The following is a 26,783-nucleotide window of genomic DNA, read 5'->3' as shown; positions in this document are numbered from 1 at the left end:
CCGTCACCGGCACCCTCAACGGCCGACCGTTCCGGGTAAACGTCCCCGGATACTGACCCGCCCCACCCCTGTGGGGCGCTCGCGGCCCCGAGCGCCCCACAGGGTCCCGATGGCGGCACAGCTAGCCCTGTTTTCCGCACGTTGAGGTAGTTGAGGATCAAGCGGATGCTGGTGTTGATCTCGGCTGGTCGGCGCGGTATGACCTTGGGCTCGTGAGACAACGTGCGCAGTGGGGTCAGGCCAGTATCGAGAAGATGCTCGGGGCGTTACCGGTGGTGGCCGGGTTCTGCTCCCGGTTGCGGATCCGGGAGCTGGTCGATGCGGCCTGTCCGGTGCGGGATGTGGCCGAGTTGACCCATGGCCAGGTGATCGAGGTGCTGGTGGCCAACCGGCTGACCTCGCCGGCCCCGCTGGTGCACGTGCAAGAGTGGGCGCGGGCGTGGGCGGTGGGTGAGGCCTTCGGGGTGGAGCCGGAGCTGCTCAACGATGACCGGATCGGCCGGGCGCTGGACGCGATCGCGCCGCATCTGGACCACCTGGCCGGATCGGTCGGACTGGCCGCGATCGAGGCGTTCGGCATCGACGTGAGGCGCCTGCACTGGGACTTGACCTCGATCTCGTTGCATGGCGACTACCAGCAGGCCGACCCCGCCGCGCCCGCGCCGAAGTTCGGCCATCCCAAGGATCGCCGGCCGGATCTCAAACAGATTCAGGCCGGCCTCGCCGTGGCCGCCGACGGCGCTGTCCCGGTCTTCCACCGCGCCTACGACGGCGGAGCCGGCGAGGTGAGTCAGGTCATTCCGGCGATGCAGGCGCTGCAGAAGCTGGCCGGCCCGCAACCGATGCTGATGATCGGTGACTCCAAGCTGATCTCGTATGCGAATCTGGCCGCGATGAGCGCCGAGCACGTCGCTTTCATCGCTCCGGCCTCCAAAACCTACGTCCCCGCCGAGGTGCTGGCCGGCCTCGACTTGGCTGATGCGACCAAGGTGGACTATGCCGCCGCCCGCGATGCGGGTCAGCCAGCCGGGCAACGCGGTGTCTGGCATGTGGCCGAAGACGTCATGACACTGGCCGGGCCGCGCAAGAAGGACCCCGTCCTGGACTTACGCAGGGTCTTCGTGCATTCCTCGGCCCGCGCTCAGGCGGCCGCCACCGCCCGGGCCAAGAAGCTGGAGCGCGCCCGCGAGGATCTGGCCCGGCTGGAACGCGGTCTGGGCAGCCGCCACTACCCCGATCAGCAGGCGGTCGCCGACCGTGTCACCGCCATCGGCCGCGCCCGGCGCGTGAGCGCCTATCTGACCGCGGTCACCGGCACCGACGCGGTCACCGGCAAACCCACCCTGGCCTGGCACTTCGACCAGGCCGCGCTTGACGCCGAAGCCGCCACCGACGGCTGGTACGCCCTGCTGACCAACCTGCCCGCCCAGAGCGCCGACGCCGAACAGGTCCTGCGTCACTACAAAGGCCAAGAAGCCGTCGAACGCCGCCACGCCGCGTTCAAAGGACCGCTGGCCGTCACCAACCTGTATCTGAAGAACAATCGCCGCATCAACGCGCTGATCACCGTCATCTGCCTGGCCCTGCTCATCTTCTGCCTGATCGAACGCCAGGTCCGCCAGGCTCTGGACGCACGAGGCGCGACCAAAGTCGCAGGTCTGTACGCAGGCCGACCCGCCATCCCCACCGGCATGCTCATCCTCGACGCCCTGGCCGGTATCCGGCTCATCCCGGGCACCGGCCAGTCACCCCCGACCATCCCGCAACCCTCAGACCTCCAACTCCGCCTCCTGGATCTCCTCGACATCGACCCACGAGATCTCCGCTGAAGATCACTCACGTGCGGAAACGGGGCTAGCTGTCGACGATCACACCTCCGATCGCAGTGCGGCCGGCCGGGGTGGCGACGAGCTCGACCGTGATGGTGTCGCGCAAGTGCGCTCCGAGGACGTCGGCGACGGAGTCGGTGACAGTTCGCACGAGCTTAGCAACGAGCTCGCCGCTGTCGGGACGGGTGAACGCCGCCTCGCTGATACCGAACATGATCGCGGGTGAGGCCTCGTCGACCGGCTTGCCCCGCAGGCCCCACCGTCCGGCGGGTACGCCGTCGAGGTGGATGACCGCGATGTCGCGCGCCCACTCGCCGTATACGTCGACCACCGCGTCGGTCAGCGCGGCGATGAGGGCCGATTCGTTGCCCTGGAGCTGCGGCTCCAGGACTCGGACCGTCAGATGTGGCATCGTAGATCTCCTGTTTGTTCTCAAATTAGCTTTGATGTCAAAGGTAATTGGCGAGGTGCCAGATGGTCAACAACGCGGACGGCATGACCACCGACCAGGCGGTGCGATCCATGCTGCTGCTGATGCCCAGGATCGTCGGGCGAGCCAAGCGGCTGCCCGTCCCGGAGGCGCTGCGGACGCTCGATCTCGCACCCCGCCACCTGTCACTGCTGGCCTACCTGCAGTACGACGGTTCTCTCACGGTGAGCCAGCTGGCGGAGCGGCTGGAGATCGCTCCGACGACCGTCAGTCTCATGGTGGGTGACCTGTCTCGCCGCGGTGTCCTGACGCGGGAAGAGGACGATGTCGACCGGCGACGGCGGGTCGTCGCGATCGCACCGCAGTACGTCGAGCCGATCCGCGAGTGGCTGGCGGGCAGCGCGCTGACGTGGGCCGAGGTCCTGGCCGACCTCACGCCGGCCGAACGCGCCACGATCGTGCGGACGATGCGTGCCTTCGAGACCGCCTTGGGCAAGCGGATGCACGGCTTGAGCTGAAGATCACGTATGTGCGGAAAAACGGGGCTAGCCGCGGAGCCATCTCGGCACCTCGGCACCGGACTGTCGATCCCCGTGAGATCTGGGCGTTCGACACGCTCGGCTTCACGGTACTGCGCGACGAGTCGATCCCGACCGGACGGTAGATCGAGCTCGTACCCGGCGGCGACAACGTCGTCGTCACGCTGGAGCAGGCCACCGAAGACGTCACCCGCGGCCCCACCACTATCCGGTTCACCACCGACGACGCAACGGCCGCGCACGCGGCCCTCAACGCCGCCGGCGTTGATATCAATGAGATCCTTCAATGGCCCGGCGTACCATCGATGTTTGCCTTCCGCGACCCCGACGGCAACGCTTTCTCCATCACCGGGACGTGACAGCCGCCGACATGGCCCCCTGCTCGGGTCGCTGTCACCAGGGGCAAAGTAGCTCTGCGTGACCGGCGCGCTCCTGAGGGCCTTCCTGTCAGGCTGCTTCCACAAAGCCGCCCCCCTCTGTGCTCCCGATGAGTCGGTGTCGTGGGTGGTGGTCGATGCGGACATCGGGCTGCATATCGAGGCGTCGGCGTATCTGGCGGCAGGCTGAACAGGGTGGCGCCTTCGTGATGACGCCGCCGGATACACCACAGCCCCAACGACCGGCTCGTGCTGCGTTCCTCAAAGCGTGTGGGACTGCCCCTGGTCAATCGGGTTGGCTTGGGGTGAGCTCGTGTGGTGGAACCGGGGCCACCCCCAGGCCTAGCTTCTTCGTGCGATGAACGACCGCGGGCCCCGCAGAGGTCGGCGGCGATACTGAATAGTCGGACGCGTGCTGATTGCCGATGCTGTTGATCGTCTTGGTGATCGAGTGCGCGATGGTAGATCTGCCGCATGACGCGGTCGGCGGCGTCGGCCGAACCGAGCATGAGGTGGCAGAACAGTCGCAGCTGTGCGTGAAGCTCCTCGTTGTGCTGGGTGATGTTTCTCGAACAACCTCAGCGCCATCACGCCATGCGTGGCGGTACCGCCCGCACACACCGCCGCGGCGACCATCGCGACACGCTGTCGTCGCGGAACAACCTCGCCGGCGCCTACCAGTCGGCGGGGGACCTGGGCCGCGCGATCCCGCTGTATGAGCAGACGCCGGCGGATCGGCAGCGAGTGCTCGCCGAGCAGGCCGAATTCTGGCTTTATGAAGACGAGTACGACACGTCGTTGCAGATACGTCTCTGGGACATCCCATCGACTGGCTAGGAGGCGATCTCTACCGCGCCGCCCTCCGATGATCCGGCCCGCCTCACCTACCCGATCGTGTTGTCCGCCGCCAACATCGACCCACGAACGTGATCACGCTTGCCGGCAACATCGTCCGCGGCAGCCTCCACCGCAAGCTCGAGGCCCGACGTCACGACACCCCATCCCCGCGCTAGAGCAGCTCGTCATGGCGTCCAAACCGCTCCGGGACCGAGTCACCTCGGCGGCGACGGAGAACTCGTGGTGGCGCCCCATCTCGCTGCCCTGATCCCAGGTGAGGGAGCGCTTGAGATGGACGGGTAGCGTGGCCATGGTCTCCACCAGGGCATCGCGCATGCGCTCGGCACTGCGGTCGATCGGCAGGTGGACGAGCATCACGTAGCGGGTGCTGCGCTCGACCAGGGCACCGATGGCCGAGTTGCCGTTCTTTCCGAGCGGGCGGTCGGTGCGAGCCCTCCGGAGGCCAAAGTGCGTGTCGCTCCTCGGCCACGACCAGTACACCCTCCGATGCCAGCCGAATCTGCCGGCACCGTTGGTGTTCGGGTCACGCGCCGGCGCGGACCAGGCCGCACTCGTAGGAGAAGATCACGGCCTGCACCCGGTCCCGGAGGGCGAGCTTTGCCAGGATGCGGCTGACGTGGCCCTTCACGGTCCCCTCAGTGAGGAAGAGGCGGCCGGCGATCTCGGCGTTCGAGAGGCCCCGGGCGATCAGTTCGAGCACCTCGCGTTCCCGGTCGGTGAGGACGCGCAGCTCGGCTTCGGTGCGAGGCAGCGGGTCGCCGGACGTGGCGATGTGGCGTTCGATCAGTCGCCGGGTGACCGGGGGGGCGACGATCGCGTCGCCCTTCGCCACCACGCGGATCGCGGACAATAGGTCGGCGGCGAGGGTGTCCTTGAGCAGGAAGCCGCTGGCGCCCGCCCGCAGTGCGGAGTACACGTACTCGTCGAGATCGAAGGTGGTGAGGATCAGGATGCGCGGTCCGTCCGGGAGCGCCGCGCGGATGCGGCGGGTGGCCTCAAGACCGTCCACCTCGGGCATCCGGATGTCCATCAGCACGACGTCCGGCGTCGTTTGAACCGCCAGGTCGGTGGCCGTGGCGCCGTCGTCGGCCTCTCCGACGACGTCCATGTCCTCGGCGTTCTCGAGGATCATCCGCAGGCCGGCACGGAGCAGAACCTGATCGTCGACCAGCAGAACCCGGATCATGCGCTCGCTCCTCCCGGATCGAGGGGGATGCGGGCCCGTATCGCATAACCGCCGTCCGACCCGGGGCCGGCGGCCACCTCGCCGCCCAGCAGGGCTGCGCGTTCCCGCATGCCCCGCAGTCCATTGCCGGCCTTGTCGGCTGCCGGCTCGCCGGTGCCGTTGTCGCTGACCTCGAGCCTCAGCTCGTCGCTTCCGTAGGACACCACTACCTGGACGCAGGCGCCCGGCCCGGCATGTTTCATGGTGTTGGTCAGCGCCTCCTGGACGATCCGGTACGACGAGACGTCTACACCGGCTGGCAGCGGTCGCGGCGATCCGTCGATGTGGAACTGGACCGGGGTGCCCGCCTGCCGGACCTGCTCGATGAGGCGGGGCAGCTGCGCCAGCCCCGGCACCGGCCGCGCATCGCCGTCGATCTGCCCGGACGATGACAGCACGTGCCGCATGTCGGCTAGCGAGGCGCGCCCGGTCGCCACGATGGTGTCCAGCGCGGCCAGCGTGTCGGCGGGCCGGTTGGCGAACGCCGCGGCGCCGCCCTGCGCCTGCATCACGATGACGGCCAGGCCGTGCGCCACCACGTCGTGCAACTCGCGGGTGATCCTGGCCCGTTCGGTGGCCACGGCCAGCGCGGCCTGCTGGTCGCGCTCGCGCTCCAGGTCCCGGGCCCGCGCCGTGAGCTCGCCGAGGTAGGCGCGGCGGCTCTGCAGGCCCCACCCGATCGCCCAGGCGACGAGCAGCAGGGAGCCGAGGACGGGGATCCCGCCCCAGTCCGTCGGGCCGAACGCCGTGGGTTCGTCGTCGCGCGGCAGTGCAGCGTCGCCCGTTGCCGACCGCGGTGGTGGCACGGCGACTCCCGGCGGGCGTTCGTCTCCGCCGGTGCGGGGGCCTCCGTAGAGCCAGCCGTCGGCCTTGCCGTCGAGGGACACGAACACCGACCATGCCGTCGCCACCGCCAGGGCGGCGCCGAGCAGTGCGAGCGACACCTGGCGCCGCCGTCCCGCGGCGATCGTGTACAGAGTGACCGGAACGGCCAGGTCGGCGGGTGTCGGTCCTGCCGCCAGTGCCATCTGCGCCACGGCGGCGAGCGATGCCGCGGCGAGCGCCGGGACCGGCCACCTGCGGCGCACCGCCACGGCGGCGATACAGACCCCGATCAAGGCCCACCGGACCGGCGGCTCCTGCAACCACGGCACTTCGGCGAACCAGCCGTTGCTCACCTCAGTCGCGGCGCTACCCGTCCACACCCACGTGCCCGTCAGCAGCAGTGCGGCAAGGACGGCATCCTGGAAGCTCGATCTGCGCAAGGCGCGCCACAGCGTCGCCGTGTAAGTTTTCATACTAACCAGCACCTTAGGCTTCGGCGCCGCCGGCCAGAACCCGTCGAAAGTCAGGTTCAGAACATGACCAGGGACAGGTGCGCGGTCAACCCGGCACCGCGCAGCCTATGACGCATGACGAACAACTCCGGTACTGCCGACGGCCGTTCGCGCCACCACCGCGTGCTGAGGACACCACTTCTGCTGCTGGCCGCTCTGGGCCTGGTGCTGGCCGGCTGCAGCACCCCCGAGGCCACCACCGCCAAGGCCATGGAGTCGGACCGGGTCGTGCCCGCAGCCGGCTGCAACTGCGCTGACGGCAGCGAGTTCGCCTTCTGGGAACGGCGGGCCGATACGACCAAGGTCGTGCTCTTCCTGAACGGCGGCGGCGTCTGCTGGGACGCGAAGAGCTGTGAGTTCACGTCCACGCCAGGGGAAGAGGAAGGCGAGAGCGACTTCTACGACTGGAACCTTCAGGGGACGAACCCGGAGAACCGGAGCGGAATGTTCGACGTCACCCGGGCGGACAACCCGTTCACCGACTACTCGTTCCTCTACGTGAGTTCCTGCACCGGTGACGCGCATCTGGGCAACGTTTCCCAGAAGTACTCGGACACGTTGACCGTCGAACACAACGGCTACGTCAACGGCACCGCCGCCCTGGACCACCTCGCCAAGACCTACCCGGACGCCACCCAGGTCGTCGTCATCGGCAAAACCGCCGGGTCGATTGCCGCCCCCATCTACGGCGGACTGGTCGCCGATCGGCTCCCGGACGCCCAGGTCACAGTGTTCGGCGGCCAGTCCGGCGCCTGGCCCAACAGCCCCGACTTCAACACCGACGTCCTCGACGCAGCATGGGGCGCCTACGACACCATGCCCGACTGGGCCGTCCAAGGACTCACCGCCCGCCAATGGGGCGTCCCCAGGTTCTGGACCCAAGCCGGCCTGCACAACCCCGACCTCGTGTTGTCCCGATTCGACTACGCCTACGACCCGCACGCCGCCGTGGAGATCACCGGATGGGAGCACGGCGACTCACCGAGCATCGACCCCGTGCCGGGCTTCGACGAGCTGGCCGTCATCGACGCCAACGAAAAGGCCATCGAAGCCGCCGGAGCGAACCTGCACAGCTACACCGCACCCGGTGACGGCCACGGACTCTTCGAGTTCGAAGACTTCTACCAGATCAAGGTCAACGGCACCCGGCTGGTCGACTGGCTCGACACGCTGGTCACCGACGACCCGCCCGCCGACGTCCATTGCACCAAGTGCGATCCGTAGAACCGGTCCTCGACAAACGACTACTGATCGCGGCGGAACGGGCGGTGTGTGAGCACGCGTTCGCGCACCTGAAGAACTGGCGCGTGCCGACCAAGCTCCGCCTCGACGTGAAGTGGGCCACCCGGCTCGTCCGGGCGCTGATGATCCTCAACCACCACGAGATCACCCGCTGACAGACGATCTTCACACCAGACAGTCCCCGACAACCAGCACCAGCACGGCATCACCCGCCCACGCCACCCCTGTGACCTGCACGGTCAGTGTGACCTGCTCGGTCAGGATGAACACGACTCACTGTGCCCATCGCCGCAGCACCAGTATTCCGGCTGTTTCGTGGGCGCAGCGGCTGTCTCGAAAGCATGCTTTCGAGACGCGGCCCGGGTACCGCCGCAGCGGAGACGTCCCCGCAGGTCGGCCAGTCTCATAAGTTGGTCTCGAAAGTGGTTCTCGTAACCCTTGTTACGGCGTCAGCTTTCGATACCGTGAGGTTCGTGGACTACGGCTACGCCCGGGTCAGCACCACCGCTCAACATCTCACCCGGCAGATCGACACCCTCAAGGCCGCCGGCATCCCCGAAGAGCTCATCTGGTCCGATCGGCGTACCGGGGCCACGATGGCCCGCGACGGCCTGGAGGATCTGCTGCGCCGCGTGCCGCCGCACGCCGGTCACCGGATCACTGTCGTGACCCTGGACCGGCTTGGGCGCAACATGCGCGAGTGCCTCAACCTGGCCCACGAGCTGACCGAGCGCGGCATCGGCCTGCGCACACTCCAGGACCAGATCCCGGTGGACACCAGCGTGCCCTGCCCGGCCGCCGACATGGCCATCGCGTTGCTGGCGATGTTCGCGCAGATGGAGCGGATCTACATGCTGGAGCGGGTGGCCAGCGCCCGGGCGGCCAAGGAAGCCCGCGGCCTGCCTACCGGGCGGCCGTCCAAGATGACCGCCCAGCAGCGCGCGGCAGCCGCCGCGATGATCGCCTCTGGTATCAAGGTTGTGGACGTCGCCGCCGGGTTCGGTGTCGGTCTTTCCACTTTGTACCGGGCGTTGAGTAAGCAGCGTGAGGAGACTCAAGCCGCGCTGCTCGCCGGCGACCTGCCCGAGGACGGGGAAGCACCAGAAGGGGTCGGCTGACCACTCCCCGGCTGGCCTGGTCCCGGTTAGCGTGAAGCCATGACCGGGCCCGGTGCGGGGGCGAAGCCGTCGCCGCCGCTGGCGCGGCTGACCGTGACCGCGCGAGAGGAGGCCGTGCGGCGATTCGGGATCTTGCAGCCGCACCTGGAAGACGCCGTCGCGTTGTCCGAGGTCGCCCACACAGGCAAGATCTCGGTACGGACGGCCCGGCGGTGGACGGCGCGCTACCGCCGGGGTGGCCTGGCCGCTCTGGCTCCCCGCCCCCGCGAGGACATCGGCCGCCGGCGCATGCCCGAGCCGCTGCAACGGGTGATCGAGGCCTTGGCCCTGCGCACGCCGCGACTCAGCGCGGCCGCCGTGCACCGCCGCATCCAGGAACTGGCTCCCGAGCACGGCTGGCCGGTCCCCAGCTATCGCACGGTGGTCAACGTGATCGCGGCCCTCGACCCGGCACTCAAGTGCCTGGCCCACGAGGGCCGCAAGCGCTACGCCGACGCCTTCGAGCTGATCGGCCGCCGAGAAGTGGACGCGCCGAACGCCAGCTGGCAGGCCGACCACACCGAGCTGGACTTCTACATCCTGACCGAGGACGGCACCCCGGCCCGGCCCTGGCTCACGCTGATCATCGACGAATACTCCCGGGCGATCGCCGCCCACAGGCTGAGCCTGGAGGCACCCAGCGCCATCGGCACCGCCTTGACGCTGCGGCGGGCGATCTGGCGCAAGGGCGACCCGCGCTGGCAGATCTGCGGGATCCCCACGGTCTTCTACACCGACCACGGCTCCGACTTCACCTCAGAGCACCTGGAACAGGTCGCCGCCGACCTGAAGATCCGCCTGGTGTTCTCCCTGCCCGGTCAACCCCGCGGCCGCGGAAAAATCGAGCGACTGTTCGCCACCGTGCACCAGATGTGCCTGTCGACGCTGCCCGGCTACGCGCCCGCCGGCCTGCCCGACCGCGCCGGCCAGGCCCGGCTGAGCCTGACCCAGCTCGATGAAGCCCTGAACGCCTGGATCGTCAGCGACTACCACCGGCGCATCCACCCCGAAACCGCCCAGCCACCGGCCGCTCGCTGGGCGCAGGGCGGATTCCTGCCGCAGATGCCCGACTCCGTGGAACAGCTGGACCTGCTGCTGCTCACCGTGGCCAAGCCCCGCAAAGTCCATCCCGACGGCATCCACGCGTTCGGCCTGCGCTACCTGGACTCCACGCTGGCCGCGTTCGTCGGGGAAAGCGTCGTCATCCGGTACGACCCACGCGACCTGGCCGAACTACGGATCTTCCACCGCGGCGTCTTCATCTGCCGGGCGATCTGCGCCGAGCTGGCCTGCACCACCATCAGCATGCGGGAGATCATCGCGGCCCGCCGCGCCCGCCGCCGCCAGCTCACCCAGGATCTGGCCGAACGCACCAGCCTTGTCGACCAGCTGCTGGCCCACCGGACCGGCCTTCCCGCGCCCGCCCACGAGCTCGCCCCACCGGCACCCACGCAGCGCCGGTTGAAGATCTACGCCGAGGAGTAGAGGAGCATGGCCCGTGACCAAACGCTCCAACCCCAACCGGAGAGGCGTGCGGCGCGGGCCACGCCCCACCCCGCCGATGCCGAACCTGATCTCCACCAAGGAGCACCGCAGGTTCTGCGAGTTCGCCGACACCGTGCGCGGCTCCCGCTACATCGGCCTGTGCTACGGCCCCGCCGGCGTCGGCAAGACCTTGTCGGCCCACTCCTACGCGCGCTGGCCGGAACAACGCCCACTGCTGGAGATGCCCCACGCTCTAGCCGATTGGTTCCACGCCGGCGCCAACCGGCCCGACTGGCACACCGTGCTCTACACGCCTCTGATCAACACCCCGCCCGGCCGGGCCCTCACGGACCTGACCGACCTGACCAACCGTCACGCCATGGTCCGCGCCCGCGACATCGACGACCCCAAGCGCGAGACCAACCTCCACGGCGCCAGCCTCTACACCGAACTGGTCATCATCGATGAGTCCGAACGGCTCACCACCCGCGCCATTGAGCAGGTCCGCGACTTCTATGACCGCAGCAGCCTGGGGCTGATCCTCATCGGCATGCCCGGCATCGAAAAGCGCCTGGCCCGCTACCCCCAGCTCTACAGCCGCATCGGCTTCGTCCACCACTACCGCACCCTGGCCGCCGACGAACTCGCCACCGTCCTGACCACAGCCTTCGCCCACCTTGGCCTGGACATCACCGACGCCACCACTACCGAGGCCATCGCCGCGATCAACCGCACCACCGCGGGCAACTTCCGACTGGTCACCCGGCTCCTGGAACAAGCCGAGCGGGTGATGAAACTCAACGACGGCGTCGACCGGATCACCACCGAGGTCATCGATGCCGCCCGCGATGCTCTGGTCATCGGGATCAGCTGACCACCCCGCTGCTGTCCGTGACGTACGCGGACAAATAATGTTGCAGATTTCCGGCCAAGGCTGCGTTGCAGGTCACAGCTGGAACGGCAAGACCCAGCCGGAGTACGTGCGCCGGTACTACCGGATGCCTGCCTACCGGGGCGACCGGGTGATCGTTTACGGTAGGCAAGCGCGCCGTCACTTGTTCCAAGCCACCAGGAACTCCGCCAACGAGATGCGCCCGTCCACGTCCCCATCGTGCTCGTCCGAGACCTTGAAGATCGAGTCGAGCTCGGCGGCGGTGACCTCCTCGCCGTGCGCGTTCATGGCGAGCGTGAACTCCTCGCGCGTGATGTATCCGTCCCCGTCGCGGTCGAACTTCTGGAACGTGGCCGTCGGGTCGTCAAGATCCGGCATGGGTGACCTCTCATTGTGCGATTCATGCGAAGTACGGAGAAAGCAACATCGAAGCACGAGCTTGTACCTCATGCGAGGGATGACGCGCCGAAAGACGCCGGTCGCGGCGCCCATCCCGGATCCGCCACGGCAGGAACCCAATCGAGCCAACCGCCAGCGTCTACTGGGCCTCCTCGCGGGACGACGCCGGCTTCATCGCCCACGCGCATCTGGCACGCACCGACATCGAGGTCCACGCCGTGCACCTCTGGCACCGCCGCGTGACCGTCACCGACCTTTGCCCCCAACAACGACAAGGACATCTGATGGACATCGGCCGAAGCCTTCGGCGTGCAGAGCATTAGTCTCGGGCTTTCGCGGCGAATGGGCATGGACGAGCCTCCGTCTGGCGTTCCAGCAGATCTAGGCGCGGATGAAGCCGTTGACGACCAGGGGCAGGGTGGCGTCGAGCCCGGCCACGTTCAGCACGCCCTCATCCCGGGGGTCGCCGATAGTGTGGCCGCTCAGGGCCAGACTCGCACCACCTCTCGTCATCGATCGGAATCAGCCCTTGTAGTTGAAGACCTGCCGCAGCGTGTGTTGAACGGTGACGAGGTCTTTCTGGTCCTCCATGACCTGGTCGATCGACTTGTACGCCTCCGGATGCTCGTCCACCAGGGCTCCTGCACGGTCGGCGTTCCAGGTGCGGTCGCCCATCGCTTCGGTGAGCGAGGCCGCAGTGAGCTTCTTACGGGCCTCGGTGCGGGACATGCGCCGTCCTGCGCCGTGAGAACAGGAGTTGTAGGAAGCGGCGCTGCCCAGGCCGGTCACGATGTAGGAGCGGGTGCCCATCGAGCCGGGGATGATGCCCTCGTCTCCGGTGTCGGCTTTGATGGCTCCCTTGCGGGTGATCCACATGTCCCGGCCGTGGTGGCGCTCCATCTGCGTGAAGTTGTGGTGGGCGTTGATGGTACGCAGCGCGGAACCGTGGCCGACGATCTGAAAGAGCGAGGCGGCCAACACCTCGGCCATGCGGGCGCGCGAGGCCATGGCGTAGCGCTGTGCCCACAGCATGTCCTCGATGTAGGCGGTGAACTGCGGGGTTCCCTGGACGAGGTAGGCCAGGTCCGGGTCTTCCAGCTTGATGAAGTACTGTGCCATCAGCTTCTTGGCCTCGCCGATGTGCTTGGTGGCGAGCTGGTTGCCGATGCCGCGCGAGCCGGAGTGCAGCACCGTCCATACCCGGTCGCGCTCGTCCAGGCAGACCTCGACGAAGTGGTTGCCGGAGCCGAGCGTCCCGAACTGGGTGATGACCGTGCGCTCCTGCTTGCTCGTCAGTGCGGTGTGGGGCGTGCCGACCGTGTCGAGCGAGACGTCGGTGTGCGGGTCGTCATGGCCTTGGCCGACGCCGGCGGGGATGCGCTGCTCAATGAGCGGCATGAGCGCGGCCAGGGTGTCAGGCAGGTCGGCGGCGGTCAGGCCGGTTTCGGTGGCGACCATGCCGCAGCCGATGTCCACGCCCACGGCCGAGGGGATGATCGCGCCCCGGGTGGGGATGACGGAGCCGACGGTGGCGCCCATGCCGATGTGCGCGTCGGGCATCAGGGCGACGTGGCTGGGGACGAAGGGCAGGCGGGCGGCGCGCGCGGCTTGTTCGATGGTGCCCGGCTCGATGTCGCTCGCCCAGGAGATGAGGCCGGGTGCTACCTGCTGCGGCATGACGGGCCGCCCTTCTGCTCGATGATCTCGTGGCAGCGTATGCGACTGGAAGGTGGTGATCGCTACTGGTTTGTTCGTGGAGTGTGGGCTTGAGGAAGCAGCTCGTGCCGGTGCTCCTCCAGCCGGTCGAGGAAGGTGTCGATGTCGGCGCGGCGCTGGGCGACGTCCTACACGATGCGGATGACGCCGTGCAGGACGTGGCCCCGCTCCTGGCCCAGGCCGATGAACCCGGCCTTGCGGAGCCGGGGATGCTGTTGGCGTAGGCGCGGCGGGAGGCGTCGTCGGCGTCGTCGGGGGCAGCGGTGGGTAGAGGCGTTCCTCCACCTGTTCGGCGCTGATCTGGAGGCGTTCGGCGTGCGCGGCGAGTGCCGGGCCATAGTGGTTGATCAGTGCCTCATTGAGCACGTGGAACAGGGCGAGCAACTCGTCGGTGAGCTGCTGCAGGTCCTCGCCTTCGGCCCGGTCGGCGAGGTCGGCCAGGCGGAGGACGGCGTTCGCGAAGGTGCGGTGTTGCCACAGCAGGGCCGGGAACGTCTCGCCGGCCGCTACCACGGCGCACGCCGCGATACGGGCCTCCGCGCGGCGCGCTGGCCATGGCAGGACGTCTTCCGGTCGATCATGCCCGACTGGGTGCGCCAAGCCCTCGGCATCGCGAGCCCCAGCACGGTCTTCGCCCAGATCGGCCAGTTCACGATGCTCGGCATGGCCCAGGGCATGCAGGCTACGGCCCGCACGGTGCTGGCCACCGCCTCACGCATCGCCGGGGACCTGGAGCGGTCGTTCCGGCCGGAGCTGACCGCGAACATCGGCTCGACCGGCCGCGCCGTCACCGGCGCGGGCCCAGGGCGGACGGGCGGGGTGAACATCCAGGTCACCACGATCAACCCGGCCGCCGAGACCACCAGCGAGACCGTCAACCGTGGCCTCGCCTACGCCGGAATGCTGGGGGTGCTCTAGTTGAAGCAGTCTTGCTTGTTGAGCGCGATGCCGTACTCGGTGACCTTGCCGCGGGTGACGCCGAAGCTGTAGTAGGCCTTCTTGTTGCCGGGGACCTTGATCACGTAGTAGCCGTGGAAGTCCTTCTTGATGTGCGGGTAGGCCGCCTTCAACTGTTTGGTGGTGGAGCCGAGCATGATGCCTTCGGGAGTCTTCATGCCCTTCGCGGCGAAGATGGCGGCCAGTCCCACGCGCGGCGAGATGTAGATGCCGACCGAGTCCTTCGGAGTCGGGAACTTCTTCAGGTCCCAGCCGGAGCAGCCGCCGCCGCCCGGCATCTTCTTGACCACGTCCCCCGTCGCCTTGGCCTGCTTGACGGTCATGCCGAGCTTGACGGCACCGTAACCGTTGGGACCGAGTGTCGGCTTCGTCTGGGCGACCGCCGCGGTGGCGCCGGAGACCAGCAGCGCGCCGGCGAGGAGCGAGGCCCCGATCATCGTCTTCATCATGTCTGCTTTGACTGCGAAGCGCCGGTAAAGGTTCTGGGTCACGATCAACAGTGTGATCGCTGCCAACTCCACGGCCACGCTCATGCCTTCACTGCTGGTGATGGAGACGAACACGAGAACGTGGACGGTGTACCACACGATGGTCGGGTGTCAGCCGGTCTCTGACCATCACTCTCGTAGGTTCTCCTTATGGAATGGGGGAGCAATGCCGACGTACCTACTCGACGGGGTCGCTCTGGACCATCCGGCCGGGTGCTGGAAGTTGAAGAAGGGCACCAAGCGCAGGCCCTTGCCTGGTCTGCGGCAGGTCCAGGTCAAGGTGCCCGGCCGCGCCGGGGAGCTGCCCATCGTCGGCCTCGACCATGAGACGACGACGATGCCGCTCGTGCTGACCGTGTACGGCCGCACCCCCTCGGGCGCGGCCGGCGGGTACGAGCAGATGGAGCACAACCTCGAAGCCCTCACGGCGTTGCTTGGCGTCAAACACCGGCTGATGACGCTCACCTTCATCGCGGGGACGGTCGTCCGCCAGGCCGACGTCATCCTCGACGGGATCAGCGAGCCGGAGATCAACACCGACGCGGCGATGGCCCGGCTGACGGCTGTGATGCGCATCCCGGGCGTGTACTGGCGCGACGAGATCGAGACCACGTGGCAGGGGTCGGCGAACGCCGCCGACCAGCCCGTGAGCACGCTCGCGGGCTCGACCGGGCCGATCATCGACGCACTGGTGCGCTTCACCGGCCCGGCCGTCAACCCTGCCCTGACCGACGTGGCCACCGCAGGCACGGTCTCCCGCTCGTCAGGGCTGCTCGCGGGAGAGAGGCTCCTGATCGACTGCGGGCAGATGCGGGCCCGCCTGGTGACCAGCGACACGTGGGACACGGCGGCCGGGACGGACGTGACTGGGCAGATCGCCGCGACCGGCCCCGGCTCGGCGTTCCGCTGGCTCCACCTGACACCCGCTGTGGGCGTGCTCGACCCCTTCTCCCGGGTCGTGCTCGTCACCACCACGGCGACCTCCGCCGCGGCGGCCTCCAAGATTGAGGTTCGCGCCCGCCGCTCCTATGGCGGCTCGTGTGCGTTCTATCCCCGGCAATGAGACCGCCGAATCAGCAGTGATTCGACAACGACATGCCCTTGATCAGCGGGTACAGGCTGGGGTCGAACCGGCCCTTCGCAAACCACCGGTACGTCCGCACCTCAACCGGGATGTTCTTGACGAACTTCGTGCTGGTGCTGCCGGCCACCCGAATTTCGTCGAGCACGGCGCCGTTCTCGTCCTTGAGATGAGCCCACATCAGCCAGGCGTCGTCATCGGACGTACTGAAGACCCTGGCGTCGAACTCGGCCGTGCCGTTCGGATACAGGGTCCATTTTGCGCCGCCGTACATCCAGCAGTCGCCCGCTCTCATGCTCTTGTTCCAGGTGTACTGCTTGTAGGCGGTGGACGCGTTGGCCGTCCCGGTGGCCGGGAGCGTCAGGCCAACGGAGATGACGCCAATGGTCGCGACCATGGCCATGATTCTGCGGATGCCTTGCATAACACTTCCTCTCGTTGTGGGCCGATGCCGCTGAGAGGAGGATCTACCGCCCGCGTGGCGTGCGCCTGAGTAGGCGCCTACTCAAATGTCTGGGTCGTGCCGATCGGGCTCCAAGGAGTATCGGTACGGAATCAGCGGTAGGGCCACGGCATCGCCGTGTCCGGCGGTGGCATCTGGGACCGCCATGGGTCGAGCCTCGTCATGGTGAAGGGAGGCGCAGGTGGACCTACGGCTTGTCGTCTGCGCGCCCAACGGGGCCGCTCTGGGGGTGTTGCCGACCCCGTTGAGCGTGGAGATCGCGTGCCCTTTCCTGGACGTGCCCGCGCTGAAGCTGTCCTACAGCACGCGCGCGGTGAACGCGGAGCTGCTCGGCGGGCCGGTCGAGGTCGCGGTCGAATGGAGCGAGGACGGCCAGACGTGGGCCGAGCCTAGCGACGGCAGGTTCCTGCTGATCCGGCGGCGTGCCGACCAGGTTGATGAGACCGGGCTGGCCACGTGTGAGCTGCCCGGGTATGTGTGGATGCTGCGCAAGGTGATCCTCTACCCAGGCGTTTTGCCGCTGGTGGACGGTAAGCGTCCGTTCTTGTCGGCAATGCCGGGGGCGATCCTGCAAACTTTCCTGGCCGAGGGACAGGCGCGCGGCGCGCTGCCTGCGCTCGACTGGGACTTCACCCCGACGCACGACAGCGCAGGGCAGCCGTGGGCGAAGATCTTGACGATCTACTACCGGCCCGGCCTCGACGCCCTCACCACGCTCATCAACCTCGCCGAGCAGGGCGTCTGCGACTTCCGCATGAACGTGCGGACGCTGCAGGTGTTCAACCCGGACACCGAGCTCGCCCGTGACCTGGCGGCCGGGCCCGCGCCGGTGGATGTGCGGTTCGGCCGCGATGTGGTGCAGGCGCCTGACGTCGGCACGTTCGAGGACCTCGCGTCAGCGGCGCTGGTGGTGGGGGAGGACGGGTTTCGCGCGTCGTTCCACAACGGTGGCGCGGCCGAGCCCTGGGGGCGATGGGAAACCTACATCGGGCAGGGAGGCGTCTCCGATCCGGGCACGGCGCACCTGCTCGCCGAAGCGGTGCTGCTGCGCGCCGGGCACGAGCGGGTCCAGCGCACCCGCCAGATCACCCCGTACACCGCGCGGTGGCTGCCGTGGCGCGACTACCGGCCTGGGGATCGCATCCTCGCGCCGTCCGAGGCCGGGGCGATGGAGTCGCTGCGGGTCCGGCAGCTCACCGTGACCAGGGACAAGGACGGCGTCATCGGCGGCAACCTGGTCCTGAATGACCGGCTGCTGGAACGGGACCTGCGGTTGGCCCGCCGCACGGCCGGCATCGTCGGCGGCTCGACCGCTGAGGGCGGGTCGGGGGCGCGGCCCGCGCCGGAGTCTCCGGCCCCGCGCACTCCAGCTGCGCCGTCCGGCCTGATCGTGAACCCGGTCGCGTACGTCGATGAGCATGGGATGCCGCGCGGGCAGGTGACCGCCACGTGGGGCGCTGTCACCACCGACGTGGCGGGGGTCGCGCTCAACGTCGGCGGTTATGAGCTGTTCATGCGCATCAACGAGGTGGGCGCCCCGTGGTTCCTCGCCGCGGCAACGCAGGCTGGCGACACCAACGCCACCTTCAGCCCGCTGGTGGTGGGGCAGCAGTACCAGTTCAAGGTCCGCGCGGTGAACCTCGGCGCGCGGGGCCTGTTCTCGTCGTCGGTGGCTGTGACCATCCCGGACGACGTGGACGCGCCGCCAGTTCCGACCGCTCCAGTGCTGGAGAGCAGGCTCGGCGTCGTGCACGTCAGCTGGGACGGACTGGGGACTGGGGCGGCGCCGATGCCACCTGATCTGCTGCGGGTGCTGGTGTGGATGCAGGACCCCCTCAACCCCGGCTGGGAGGAGATCGGGTATCTCGACGCGGCGGGCTCGCTCGTGGTGCCGGGTCTGCCGTACGGGCAGGATCGGGAGTTCTCGTTCACGGCGGTCGACCGGTCCGGCAACAGCTCTGCGCGGAGCTCGTCGGCGCCCATCGCCGCGGTGCAGCTCGTCCAGGGCGACGCCGCCAACGACTCCATCACTACCGGTGCGATCGTGGCGAACGCGGTCACCTCGGCGAAGATCGCCGCCGGGCAGATCCTCGCCGGGCACATCGCCGCCGAGCAGGTGACGGCGGCCAAGCTGGAGGCGGTGCTGACCCTCTCCACCAGGATCGTGGCCGACGCTCCGGACGGGGCCAGAGTGGAGCTGAACGCCAGCGGGCTGGAGGCGTACAACGCCTCCTCCGTGCAGACCGTGGCCATCTCCTCGGCGTCCGGCGCAGTCAGCATCGTGGGCCAGCTGGCGACCGGTGTGACGGGCCGCCGGATCATCGTCAACCCTGCGGGCGCGACTGATCCGGAGATCAGGTTCATGCCGGGGACCGGCACCAACTACGCCCGCATCTGGACCGACGCCAATGCCGCGATTCGCCTGTACTCCGGCAACAGCCCGGACGGCACCCGCCGCAGCGAGGTGATCCAGCGCGGCGACGAGTGGCGCATGCACATGGTGCAAACCGCTGACGGCCTGGCCGGTGGTGGCTACATGTTCGCGCAGCCGTCCCAGCTTGAGGTGGGCTACAACGACATCTCGGGCCGCCTGAACCGGTGGCTGTTCGCTGGCGGCGGCGGGTCCGCGACCGGGTACACGACGTTCCGAGGCACGTTCTCCTTCGAGTCCGCTGCGGGACTGGTCATGTTCGCGCGGAGCCTGCCAGAGTCCGGCGTGGCCGCGGCGTCGTACTTCGTGGCTTTCGCGGTCACGCTGCAGTCAACCCCGCGCATCAACATCACGGCCGACAGCCCGATCCCGAACCGGCTGGCGTTCCACATCGCGAATCCGGGCACGGGTGGGTTCACGCTGCGGTCCAGCGAGTCGAGCCTGGGCACCCCAACGACCTTCAACGTGCTGGTCCACGTGTGGGCCTGGCGACAGCATGGAGTGACCTGATGGCAGTAGCCCGTTGGCGGATCACGAGTGTGACCGAAGGCTCGGAGACGTGGCTGATCCACTACGAGCCCGTCGACGGCGGCGGGGAGGCGTTCGCGGCCTCGTTCCCCAAGGAAGCGTTCGAGATCCGCATGGCCGAACACGGCCTCGACTCCCTCGACGAGGCGATCGAGGTCCTGCTGTATACGCCGCTGCTGCACGCGATGCACGCGGACGGTCACCCCGGCGTGCTGCCGGTACTGGAGGGCGACGCGGCCAGCGCGCGTGCCCGGGTACTCGACCAGGTGGCCGCGTGCAAGGAGCAGTACGGCGAGGTGACCACCGCCCCCGCGAATGGCCTGGCCCGCGCCGCTGACCCGCTCCAGGTGCTGCGCGAGCGCGTCCGGGTTGACCCGGTGCGGGTGGCCACGATTCGGCTGGAGATCGACGGACTGTTGGCGCGAGAGAGCACAGGGGGTGGCTCGGGTGGATGACCTGCACGTGGATCCAGGTGCCGTGGTGGCGGTCCTACGCAGGCGGATCGATGAGCTGACGTACGAGAACGCCGTCTTGGCCGTCGCCGTGGACCAGCTCCAGGCGCAACTCAAGCAGCGAGAGGGGACAGCACATGCAGGTGATCGTTCCGGGTGAGCCGATGCGGTATGGGCTGCGGCTGGTCGCCTACGCCCCCAACGGGCCCCGTCTCGGCGTGCTCGGGCAGCATCTCGGGTTCGAGGTCGGAATGCCGCTCAACGACGTGCCGTCGCTGCGGCTGACGTACTCGACGCACGCGGCCGGCGCGCAGTGGCTCGCGCAGCCGTGCGAGATCGCGGTCGAGTGGTCGGCGGGCGGCGCGTGGACGGAACCGCAGGGGGGCCGGTTCCTGCGCATCAAGCGCGCCTCGGATGCGACCGATCACGCTGGGCCGCTGTCGTTCGACGCGCCGGGTTGGTCGTGCCAGCTGCGCAAGCTGGTGCTGTATCCGAACGGTGCCCTGGTCGACGGGAAGCGGCCGTTCAACGCGGCCACGCCGGGCGCGATCCTGCGGACGGTGGTCGACGAGGGGCAGGAGCGGGGGGCGCTGCCCGGCCTGGCGGTGGACTTCACCCTGACGCACGACTCGGCCGGACAGCCGTGGGACAAGCTGCTGACGATCGGGCTGGACCCGGGCGCGGACTTGCTCACCCTGCTGATCAACCTCGCCGAGCAGGGGGTGGTGGATTGGACGATGCAGGGCCGGGTGCTGCGGGCCTTCAACGAGGGCACGACGCTGGCCCGGGACTTCGCGACGGGGCCCGCTCCGGTGGACCTGAGGATGGGCCGGGACATCGACGATGCTCCCGACGACGCGACCCTGGAGGACGCCTCCAGCGCGATCCTGATCGTCGGGGAGAACGGCCTGCAGGTCGAGGTGACCAACCCGTCCGCGACCGCTCCGTGGGGCCGGTGGGAGACGTACCAGTCGCAGTCCGGCGTGTCCGACGAGGGGACCGCGCGGCTGCTGGCGCAGTACGCGCTTGATCGGGCGTCGGGGGAGCGGGTGCAGCACACGCGGCAGATCCGGCCGTACGCGGCCCGCTGGCTCCCGTTGAAGGACTACCGGCCGGGGGACACGGTGCTCGCGCCCGGGGACCAGGGCGTGATGCAGGGCCTTCGGGTCCGGCAGATCACCCTGTCGTGCGACGCCGACAGCGTGATCGGCGGCAACCTCGTGCTCAACGATCGTTTCCTGGAGCGGGACATCAGATTGGCTCGCCGCAGCCTGGGCATCCTGGACGGCGGCATCAGCTCCGGAGGCGGCGGCGGAGTGCCAGCACCCGACACCGATGGCCGTGTTCCGGCCGCTCCGGGCGGTCTGCTCGTGGAGCCTGCCGCGTACCTGGACGAGCACGGCTACCCGCACGGGCAGGCCACGCTCACGTGGGGCGCGGTCACCTCCGACGTGAACGGCGTCGAGCTGTCGATCGACGGCTACGAGGTGTACGCCCGCCGCAACGAGGCGAACGTGCCGTGGGTGCTGATCGCGCAGACCGACTCGAGTGATCGCACGGCGACGATCTCTCCGCTGGTCGTCGGCTGGGAGTACGCGTTCAAGGTGCGGGCGACGAACGACGGCACCAAGGGCGTGTTCTCGCCGCAGTTCGTGGTGCTCATCCCGGACGACTCGACTCCGCCGCCGGTCCCGTCGACGCCCGTCGTGGCAGCGCGGCTCGGTGTGATCCATGTGGAGTGGAACGGCAAGGGCAGCGCCGGCGAGGCGATGCCGATCGACCTCGACCGGGTCCACGTCTGGATGCGTGACCCGCTGAACCCGGCCGACACCGGCGCCCGCGTCGGCTACCTGACCGGGGCCGGGACGGAGGTGATCCCGGCCCAGCCGTACAACGCCGATCGGGAAATTTGGCTTACCGCAACGGATCGGTCGGGAAACGAGTCGGGCCAGTCGGGGCACCTGACCGTGGCAGTGACGCCGCTGGTGGACACGGACCTGATCGGCGAGGTCATCGACGGCGCGGACCACATCATCACCGGCAGCATCCCTGCCGAGGCAAAGATCGTGGCCGGGTCGATCACAGGAGCGCTGATCCAGGCTCTGGAGATCAAGGCCGGACACATCGCCGCCAACGCGATCGAGGCGGACAAGATCAAGGCCGGGGCGATCCAGGCCGCGCACATCTCGGCGAACGCGATCGAGGCCGACAAGATCGCCGCGAACGCGATCACCGCGGCGAAAATCGCTGCAGACGCGATCACCGGCAAGACGATCACCGGCAGCGTCGTGCGCTCGGCAGCGACCGGACAGCGGTTCATCCTCGACTCCGCCACACTGGACCTGCGGTTCTACCCGGCTGGGAACTCGAACTACTCGCGTTTCTACGCCGTCGATGGCCTCTATCCGGGTGAGACGACGACCTTCATCACGTCCGGCACGAACAGCGGCGGAACGGCCCGCGCCGAGCTCCAGGTCGCTGCGGGCCTCGTGCGGCTGGGCATCCGCAACGCGGCGAACTCCAACCGTCGTGGCGGCGGCCTCGACGTCGCCGAGGGGTATGGCCGGTTCGGCTACGACGACGGCTTCTCCTCCTCGCAGTCCTACATCCACTGCAACAGCTCAGGCCGCTGGTATCTGCGCGGCCGTGTGTGGGACACCAACACCGCCGACCCGTACGACACCATCCACGCCGGGTCGGGCACCGTCCCCCCGGACAGCGGCGGCGTGACCATCAACTACGGCCCCAGCATGGCCTCGAACATGGGGCCGGTCGCCGTTGTCAGGGACGGCGCCGCGAACCCCAACTTCTACTGGTGCCTCGATTTGTCCAACCAGTCCAGCTTCTCCTTCGGCTGGTCACAGGGCGGCGGCGTCTGGTCAGGCAAAGGCTTCTACTGGTGGTCCCACCGCCACTGATCAACAAGAGAGGGGGCCATCCATGGCCGACATCTGGACTGTTTGGGACGCCGAGCTCGGCTACAGCCCCACGAGCCTGTTGCAGGCCGGAGGCGCACAGGCTGAGCAGCCGGTCAGTCACGACGGAGCCGAACCGATCTGGGGAATCGCGTGCGTGCGACCGGACGGCGTGCCGCACATGATGATCGTCCCCCACTCGACGTGGGAATGGCGCTGCGCCGAGTACGGCGTCGACCCCGACGACATGGACACACTGCTGGACATCGTGCTGCACGAGCCGTGGATCCCGGACCCCAACGACGCGCTGGCCCGGCTGAATCCCGCAGTGGCTGCGCAGTTGAAGGCCACGCACGGATTGCCGACGTGCTGGACGCCCAGCGTGCCTGATGTCGAGCGGCTGGCCGCGCACCGGGCGCGGATCGACGCGGTCAAGCAGCACCGGGTGCAGGTGATGCCTGAGAACCAGCGGTTCCGGCAGGACGTGCTCGACTACATCGGCCTGCAGGTGACCGCGCCGCAGGATCCGCTGGATCCGATCAAGACCGGCACCCGGCTGGACCCCGCCCGGGTGCAGGCGCGCCGCCTGGTGGTGGACTGGTACCGCAACAACCGGGCCGCGCCGGTCGCGCCGACGTACGAGGTCAAGCCGCCGGCGACCTGGATGGGCCGCAAGCCGTGGACGGTGTCGGGTGGATGAGACTCCGAACCTGGCCCTGGCGCTGGCCGAGCTGCGCGGCGCGGTCGAGCTCGGGTTCGAGCGGACCAACAGCAGCACCGCGCTCATCTTGCTGCGGCTCGACCAGCTCGACGACAAGCACGCTGAGCTGGCCAAGCACGTCGAGCAGCTTCAGACCCGGCTGGCCGAGGTCGAGAAGACAGCCGTGACGACCACGCAGCTCACCGAGCGCACCCGGCAGATCATCGCGATCGTCGGCGTCCTGGTGACGCTCGCGGGTGCGGTGGTCGCGCTTATCCAGCTCACGCGAGGCTGAACCGGCGCCTTGTCCTCCCCTCCCGTCGGCACGGTGTTCCCGTGCCAGGACGGCGTGCTGCTCGTGCCCGCCGTCCTCCCGATCCACATTCCCGCCGATGCGTTCGGCCTGACCGTGGCCGAATGGCTCAACCTCCAACCCTCACGAGAGGTGACTCCTTGAAGCAGGTTTCACGTGCCGCCTGGAACGCCGCGCCCCCGACCGGCGACTACACGCGCGTCTCCTCCACACGCGGCGTGAAGATCCACTACACCGGCGGGCCCGTGCCCGCCGACATCGCCGGGCCGAAGAAGCACAGGCTGTGCGTGCAGCTGGTCCACCAGATCCAGCAGATGCACATGTCGGGAGGCCGAGGCGAGAAGTACATCGACATCGGCTACAACCTGATCTGCTGTCCGCACTCGTACGTGTTCATCGGCCGGGGCGCGCACCGCGTGCCGGCCGCGAACGGCCCCGGCCTGAACAGCGGGCATTACGCGGTGCTGGCGCTCGTCGGCGACTCTGGCTACACCAAGCCGAACGACGCCATGCTGCACGCCCTCAGGGACGCGATCGAGTACCTGCGGGAGAAGGGCGGCGCCGGGGACGAGATCAAGGGGCACCGCGACGGCTACGCCACCTCCTGTCCCGGTGGTCCGCTGTACGCGTGGGTCCGGGCCGGAGCTCCGCGCCCCGACAAGCCGGTGGAGAAGCCGGTCAAGGTCGTCTACAAGGACGGCATCCCCCTCTGGCCCGGCCGGGTGATCCGGCTCGACGACCCCTACATGCAGGGCAACGACGTGCACGCCTGGCAGTACAAGCTGCGCAAGCGCGGCTGGACGATCGACGTCGACGGCATCTACGGCCCCAAGTCGAAGGCCGTGTGCGCAAGCTACCAGGAGAAGGTCGGGGTAAAGCCGACCGGCGTCATCGATGAGGACACGTGGGACATCACCTGGTCATGGAAACCGCTCGCATGACCGGCGAGTGCGTGTCCGCCTAGTCAGTGATTGGCTAGGAGGCGAGCAGGTCGAAGTGGAAGCCGATCAGAAGCAGGGTGAGGGCGACCCAGCGCATGATGGTCGCCCGCTGAGGACTCATCAGCCAGTGATACATGATGACCAGGAACCACACGCCCATCATCGCGATCACCCACCCGGCTAAGTTGGCAAGAAGGCTGGGCGCGTCGAAGGTGAGCGGCGGAGTCAGGAGCCCTGCGATCAAGCCAGCAGCAAACACCACTACCGGAACCCGCCACACGCTGATGTCTAGTATGCGCTCTAACCGCTTCCCATAGCGCATGAACGTCTCCGGACTGACGAGCTCGACGACGATCGCGGCGCCACTCATAAAGGAAAGGATCTTCCCCGCCCGCCCCCACCAGATCATCGGCAGGCCAAGCAGATCGTTTCCGAGCGTGGACCTGCCGTCCAGCCACATGCCCCACGCCTCGAAGTAGCTGATGTCCGCCATGATCGGAGCGTAGAAGCGGCACAGGTCGCTGCCTAGTGGGTTCCGTGACGCCGTTCCGGCCCTCGCCCAGGACACCGAGCGGGTCGGCCGCACGCTGTGGCAACCCCCGGCTCCCTCGACGGCCGTGAACCCGCTGGATCGACGAGAGCAACTAACCGAACCGACACCACGGCGTCTGCCCAGCTTGGGCGGGCGCTTTCGCATGTCCGCACCCTTGTTGGAGGGAAACCCATGCACGGAGAGCCCATCAGCTACGGCAAACCCAAGATCGAGCGGAAGGTCACCGCGTCCGCCGCGGGCTCCTACCTCAGCCTGCTCGCGGTCCTGACCGTCCTGCAGGCGATCAACGCCGACCTGGACCTGATCGCGTTCCTGCCCGACTGGCTGGAGTCGCTCGCGGTCCCGCTGCTGCCGGGACTGATCGCGTACGTGTCCGGCTACGTGGCCAAGCACACCGCCCGGCCTGACCTGCCGCCCGACCAGCGCTGATGTTCCGCGATCAACCGCCCCACCATCCCCCGACCGGGATGGTGGGGGCCTTTTCGCTTGAGGAGATGCCCCTATGAAGCCACCTCTCCATGCTGATCTCGCCGCGGTCATGAACCGCTTCAGCCGATGCCTCCATCACCTTCACGCTGGTCTGGCTGATCTCGCCGTGTCCATGAGACGGTTCAGCCGCAGTCTCCGGAAACTCCCCCCGGCAGGCGTTCTCGATACGCTCTCCGCGATGTGACCGGAGCGCTGTTCCCGATCTGACAGTGTTCAGCGGCAAGGACGTCGACAAGATCGCCGACGCCCTTGCCGTGCGGGCTCAAGAAGCGGCCCGCCTCGAAGTTCCCCGTCAACGCCGCCGGGAGTGGGTATTGCTCATCATCGGCGTCATCGCGGGTGCTCTCGTGTCCATCCCGATCGGAACCTGGGTCAGCGCCATCAGCTAAGCCCCGCGTGCAGCGTGTCTATTCGGCCGAGGGGCTCTTGCGGGAGCGGCTCCGCGATATGACTTTCACCCAGCGCTTCCGTAGCCACTCCACACCTGCGTAGAAGGCCACTACGGAGGGGATGTTGAAGAATGCCGAGCTCCAGCCCTGCTGCGATCAGCAGGGGTTGTTGCTCTTGCCCAGATAGATTGCGCGGAGGTGCCGAATGGACGTGGTGTTGCTCAACCTTGTCCCGGCCGACAGACACCTTTCGTCCGTCCACCAATCAACGTATTCCTTTAGGAATACTCGGTGATTGCGGCGATTGTACAGAGAGTAGAACCAGGGCAGCCCATAGCGATCCAGATCCTGCCAGTAGCCCTCGTCCCTGAATTGATAGCGGTTGCCCTTGTAGCTGGTACCGGCCCAGAGGCAGAACCAGCCGGCGGGGCAGTCGTTGAGCGCAGTGGTCGAGATCTCCTCTGCGGCCGTCACCGTGACGATGACGGCGCCGTTGTCGTAGGAGATTTGTCGGTCGTTGATGATCTGGCCGCCGGGCGCTCGCCGCAACTGTTCGGCAATCTGCTGCTCAAGAGCCGTCTTGGCCGGGGGGGGGGG

Annotated in this window: 33 protein-coding genes and 1 pseudogene; 23 read left to right on the top strand and 11 right to left on the bottom strand. The window is 68.2% G+C overall.

Features of this window, described 5'->3' with window-relative positions:
• Positions 1-212: 212 nt before the first annotated feature.
• Positions 213-1,829 carry an IS1634 family transposase gene (locus EJK15_RS75390; protein WP_240777721.1) on the top strand — a complete coding sequence of 539 codons (1,617 nt, stop codon included), beginning with the start codon at positions 213-215 and terminating at the stop codon, positions 1,827-1,829.
• A gap of 25 nt (positions 1,830-1,854) precedes the next feature.
• Here the strand turns inward: EJK15_RS75390 and EJK15_RS49905 are convergent, their stop codons facing one another.
• Positions 1,855-2,241, bottom strand: coding sequence for a tautomerase family protein (locus EJK15_RS49905; RefSeq protein WP_138717495.1), 387 nt, complete (start codon positions 2,239-2,241; stop codon positions 1,855-1,857).
• Between the two features lie 62 nt (positions 2,242-2,303).
• Between EJK15_RS49905 and EJK15_RS49900 the strand changes: the two genes are divergently transcribed.
• The 4 genes from EJK15_RS49900 to EJK15_RS73460 all read left to right on the top strand — a co-directional run bounded on the left by EJK15_RS49900 (position 2,304) and on the right by EJK15_RS73460 (position 4,012).
• Positions 2,304-2,777, top strand: a complete 474-nt coding sequence (locus EJK15_RS49900) for a MarR family transcriptional regulator (RefSeq protein ID WP_206061597.1) — start codon at positions 2,304-2,306, stop codon at positions 2,775-2,777.
• A gap of 146 nt (positions 2,778-2,923) precedes the next feature.
• Entirely contained in the window at positions 2,924-3,157 is a 234-nt protein-coding gene (locus tag EJK15_RS78005) for a VOC family protein (protein ID WP_138717498.1), read from the top strand.
• Between the two features lie 58 nt (positions 3,158-3,215).
• Positions 3,216-3,365, top strand: coding sequence for a hypothetical protein (locus tag EJK15_RS71550; RefSeq protein ID WP_171074992.1), 150 nt, complete (start codon positions 3,216-3,218; stop codon positions 3,363-3,365).
• A gap of 371 nt (positions 3,366-3,736) precedes the next feature.
• Positions 3,737-4,012 carry a tetratricopeptide repeat protein gene (locus EJK15_RS73460; protein WP_338089931.1) on the top strand — a complete coding sequence of 92 codons (276 nt, stop codon included), beginning with the start codon at positions 3,737-3,739 and terminating at the stop codon, positions 4,010-4,012.
• Positions 4,013-4,228: 216 nt separating this feature from the next.
• On the opposite strand, the pseudogene EJK15_RS75385 reads toward EJK15_RS73460, so the two are convergent.
• The 3 genes and pseudogenes from EJK15_RS75385 to EJK15_RS49870 all read right to left on the bottom strand — a co-directional run.
• Positions 4,229-4,456: pseudogene (locus tag EJK15_RS75385) on the bottom strand (transposase); the annotation flags it as partial.
• A 100-nt stretch (positions 4,457-4,556) separates the two neighbouring features.
• A complete protein-coding gene (locus EJK15_RS49875; protein WP_138717494.1) occupies positions 4,557-5,219 on the bottom strand; it encodes a response regulator in 663 nt (220 codons plus the stop codon).
• Positions 5,216-6,556: a sensor histidine kinase gene (locus EJK15_RS49870; protein WP_138717493.1), complete on the bottom strand. Its 1,341-nt coding sequence runs from the start codon at positions 6,554-6,556 to the stop codon at positions 5,216-5,218. The genes EJK15_RS49875 and EJK15_RS49870 overlap by 4 nt, the downstream gene beginning before the upstream one ends.
• Positions 6,557-6,670: 114 nt before the next feature.
• Here EJK15_RS49870 and EJK15_RS49865 point away from each other — a divergent pair, with 114 nt between their 5' ends.
• From EJK15_RS49865 to EJK15_RS49845, 5 genes are all read left to right on the top strand, one after another.
• Positions 6,671-7,819 carry a pectin acetylesterase-family hydrolase gene (locus EJK15_RS49865; RefSeq protein ID WP_138717492.1) on the top strand — a complete coding sequence of 383 codons (1,149 nt, stop codon included), beginning with the start codon at positions 6,671-6,673 and terminating at the stop codon, positions 7,817-7,819.
• Complete coding sequence (locus EJK15_RS49860; RefSeq protein ID WP_138717491.1) at positions 7,807-7,992, top strand: hypothetical protein; 186 nt, start codon at positions 7,807-7,809, stop codon at positions 7,990-7,992. The genes EJK15_RS49865 and EJK15_RS49860 overlap by 13 nt, the downstream gene beginning before the upstream one ends.
• A gap of 318 nt (positions 7,993-8,310) precedes the next feature.
• Complete coding sequence (locus EJK15_RS49855) at positions 8,311-8,955, top strand: recombinase family protein (protein WP_206061595.1); 645 nt, start codon at positions 8,311-8,313, stop codon at positions 8,953-8,955.
• Positions 8,956-8,994: 39 nt separating this feature from the next.
• On the top strand, positions 8,995-10,479 hold the full coding sequence (locus tag EJK15_RS49850) for a Mu transposase C-terminal domain-containing protein (protein WP_138717489.1): 1,485 nt from the start codon (positions 8,995-8,997) through the stop codon (positions 10,477-10,479).
• 13 nt (positions 10,480-10,492) lie between these two features.
• Positions 10,493-11,353 carry an AAA family ATPase gene (locus EJK15_RS49845; RefSeq protein WP_240777720.1) on the top strand — a complete coding sequence of 287 codons (861 nt, stop codon included), beginning with the start codon at positions 10,493-10,495 and terminating at the stop codon, positions 11,351-11,353.
• A gap of 177 nt (positions 11,354-11,530) precedes the next feature.
• Here EJK15_RS49845 and EJK15_RS49840 read toward each other — a convergent pair whose 3' ends face one another.
• The 3 genes from EJK15_RS49840 to EJK15_RS49835 form a co-directional block, all read right to left on the bottom strand.
• A complete protein-coding gene (locus EJK15_RS49840; RefSeq protein ID WP_171074990.1) occupies positions 11,531-11,749 on the bottom strand; it encodes an EF-hand domain-containing protein in 219 nt (72 codons plus the stop codon).
• A 402-nt stretch (positions 11,750-12,151) separates the two neighbouring features.
• Entirely contained in the window at positions 12,152-12,283 is a 132-nt protein-coding gene (locus EJK15_RS76715) for a hypothetical protein (protein ID WP_276615509.1), read from the bottom strand.
• Positions 12,284-12,292: 9 nt separating this feature from the next.
• A complete protein-coding gene (locus EJK15_RS49835; protein WP_138717487.1) occupies positions 12,293-13,447 on the bottom strand; it encodes an RtcB family protein in 1,155 nt (384 codons plus the stop codon).
• Between the two features lie 89 nt (positions 13,448-13,536).
• Between EJK15_RS49835 and EJK15_RS71545 the strand changes: the two genes are divergently transcribed.
• The gene (locus EJK15_RS71545; protein WP_171074989.1) at positions 13,537-13,710 is read left to right on the top strand and encodes a hypothetical protein; all 174 of its coding nucleotides are present in this window, start codon (positions 13,537-13,539) and stop codon (positions 13,708-13,710) included.
• A 142-nt stretch (positions 13,711-13,852) separates the two neighbouring features.
• A complete protein-coding gene (locus EJK15_RS49830; protein WP_138717486.1) occupies positions 13,853-14,404 on the top strand; it encodes a hypothetical protein in 552 nt (183 codons plus the stop codon).
• Here EJK15_RS49830 and EJK15_RS49825 read toward each other — a convergent pair.
• Positions 14,401-15,030 carry a hypothetical protein gene (locus EJK15_RS49825; protein ID WP_240777719.1) on the bottom strand — a complete coding sequence of 210 codons (630 nt, stop codon included), beginning with the start codon at positions 15,028-15,030 and terminating at the stop codon, positions 14,401-14,403. The two genes, EJK15_RS49830 and EJK15_RS49825, sit on opposite strands and share 4 nt — an antisense overlap.
• 67 nt (positions 15,031-15,097) lie before the next feature.
• On the opposite strand from EJK15_RS49825, the gene EJK15_RS49820 reads away from it, so the two are divergent.
• Positions 15,098-15,994: a hypothetical protein gene (locus EJK15_RS49820; RefSeq protein ID WP_138717485.1), complete on the top strand. Its 897-nt coding sequence runs from the start codon at positions 15,098-15,100 to the stop codon at positions 15,992-15,994.
• 10 nt (positions 15,995-16,004) lie between these two features.
• Here the strand turns inward: EJK15_RS49820 and EJK15_RS49815 are convergent, their stop codons facing one another.
• Positions 16,005-16,409 (bottom strand): DUF6294 family protein, encoded by a 405-nt coding sequence (locus EJK15_RS49815; protein ID WP_138717484.1) that lies wholly within the window; start codon positions 16,407-16,409, stop codon positions 16,005-16,007.
• 247 nt (positions 16,410-16,656) lie between these two features.
• On the opposite strand from EJK15_RS49815, the gene EJK15_RS49810 reads away from it, so the two are divergent.
• Genes EJK15_RS49810 through EJK15_RS49785 form a run of 8 tightly spaced genes read left to right on the top strand, consistent with a single transcriptional unit; the run spans position 16,657 to position 24,755 of the window.
• On the top strand, positions 16,657-19,416 hold the full coding sequence (locus EJK15_RS49810) for a fibronectin type III domain-containing protein (RefSeq protein ID WP_138717483.1): 2,760 nt from the start codon (positions 16,657-16,659) through the stop codon (positions 19,414-19,416).
• Positions 19,416-19,889, top strand: coding sequence for a hypothetical protein (locus EJK15_RS49805; protein WP_138717482.1), 474 nt, complete (start codon positions 19,416-19,418; stop codon positions 19,887-19,889). The genes EJK15_RS49810 and EJK15_RS49805 overlap by 1 nt, the downstream gene beginning before the upstream one ends.
• A complete protein-coding gene (locus EJK15_RS71540; RefSeq protein WP_171074988.1) occupies positions 19,882-20,046 on the top strand; it encodes a hypothetical protein in 165 nt (54 codons plus the stop codon). The genes EJK15_RS49805 and EJK15_RS71540 overlap by 8 nt, the downstream gene beginning before the upstream one ends.
• Positions 20,024-22,804 carry a phage tail protein gene (locus tag EJK15_RS49800; RefSeq protein ID WP_138717481.1) on the top strand — a complete coding sequence of 927 codons (2,781 nt, stop codon included), beginning with the start codon at positions 20,024-20,026 and terminating at the stop codon, positions 22,802-22,804. The genes EJK15_RS71540 and EJK15_RS49800 overlap by 23 nt, the downstream gene beginning before the upstream one ends.
• A 22-nt stretch (positions 22,805-22,826) precedes the next feature.
• Complete coding sequence (locus EJK15_RS49795) at positions 22,827-23,501, top strand: hypothetical protein (protein WP_138717480.1); 675 nt, start codon at positions 22,827-22,829, stop codon at positions 23,499-23,501.
• Complete coding sequence (locus EJK15_RS49790) at positions 23,494-23,796, top strand: hypothetical protein (protein WP_138717479.1); 303 nt, start codon at positions 23,494-23,496, stop codon at positions 23,794-23,796. Before EJK15_RS49795 ends, EJK15_RS49790 begins: the two co-directional genes overlap by 8 nt.
• 9 nt (positions 23,797-23,805) lie before the next feature.
• The gene (locus EJK15_RS71535; RefSeq protein ID WP_171074987.1) at positions 23,806-23,958 is read left to right on the top strand and encodes a hypothetical protein; all 153 of its coding nucleotides are present in this window, start codon (positions 23,806-23,808) and stop codon (positions 23,956-23,958) included.
• Positions 23,955-24,755 carry a peptidoglycan recognition protein family protein gene (locus tag EJK15_RS49785; RefSeq protein ID WP_240777718.1) on the top strand — a complete coding sequence of 267 codons (801 nt, stop codon included), beginning with the start codon at positions 23,955-23,957 and terminating at the stop codon, positions 24,753-24,755. The genes EJK15_RS71535 and EJK15_RS49785 overlap by 4 nt, the downstream gene beginning before the upstream one ends.
• A 34-nt stretch (positions 24,756-24,789) precedes the next feature.
• Here the strand turns inward: EJK15_RS49785 and EJK15_RS49780 are convergent, their stop codons facing one another.
• Entirely contained in the window at positions 24,790-25,248 is a 459-nt protein-coding gene (locus EJK15_RS49780; RefSeq protein ID WP_138717477.1) for a hypothetical protein, read from the bottom strand.
• Positions 25,249-25,479: 231 nt separating this feature from the next.
• On the opposite strand from EJK15_RS49780, the gene EJK15_RS49775 reads away from it, so the two are divergent.
• The gene (locus EJK15_RS49775; protein WP_138717476.1) at positions 25,480-25,737 is read left to right on the top strand and encodes a holin; all 258 of its coding nucleotides are present in this window, start codon (positions 25,480-25,482) and stop codon (positions 25,735-25,737) included.
• A 269-nt stretch (positions 25,738-26,006) separates the two neighbouring features.
• Positions 26,007-26,186, top strand: a complete 180-nt coding sequence (locus EJK15_RS49770; RefSeq protein WP_138717475.1) for a hypothetical protein — start codon at positions 26,007-26,009, stop codon at positions 26,184-26,186.
• Between the two features lie 156 nt (positions 26,187-26,342).
• On the opposite strand, the gene EJK15_RS49765 is transcribed toward EJK15_RS49770, so the two are convergent.
• Positions 26,343-26,783: peptidase inhibitor family I36 protein (locus EJK15_RS49765; RefSeq protein WP_171074986.1), on the bottom strand; the 441-nt coding region annotated here is incomplete at its 5' end.

Origin of the sequence: Nonomuraea basaltis (assembly GCF_005893125.1) — a bacterium.
Classification (GTDB): domain Bacteria; phylum Actinomycetota; class Actinomycetes; order Streptosporangiales; family Streptosporangiaceae; genus Nonomuraea; species Nonomuraea basaltis.
The sequence above is the reverse complement of the archived record's forward strand: the minus strand, read 5'-3'. Positions and strand labels throughout refer to the sequence as shown.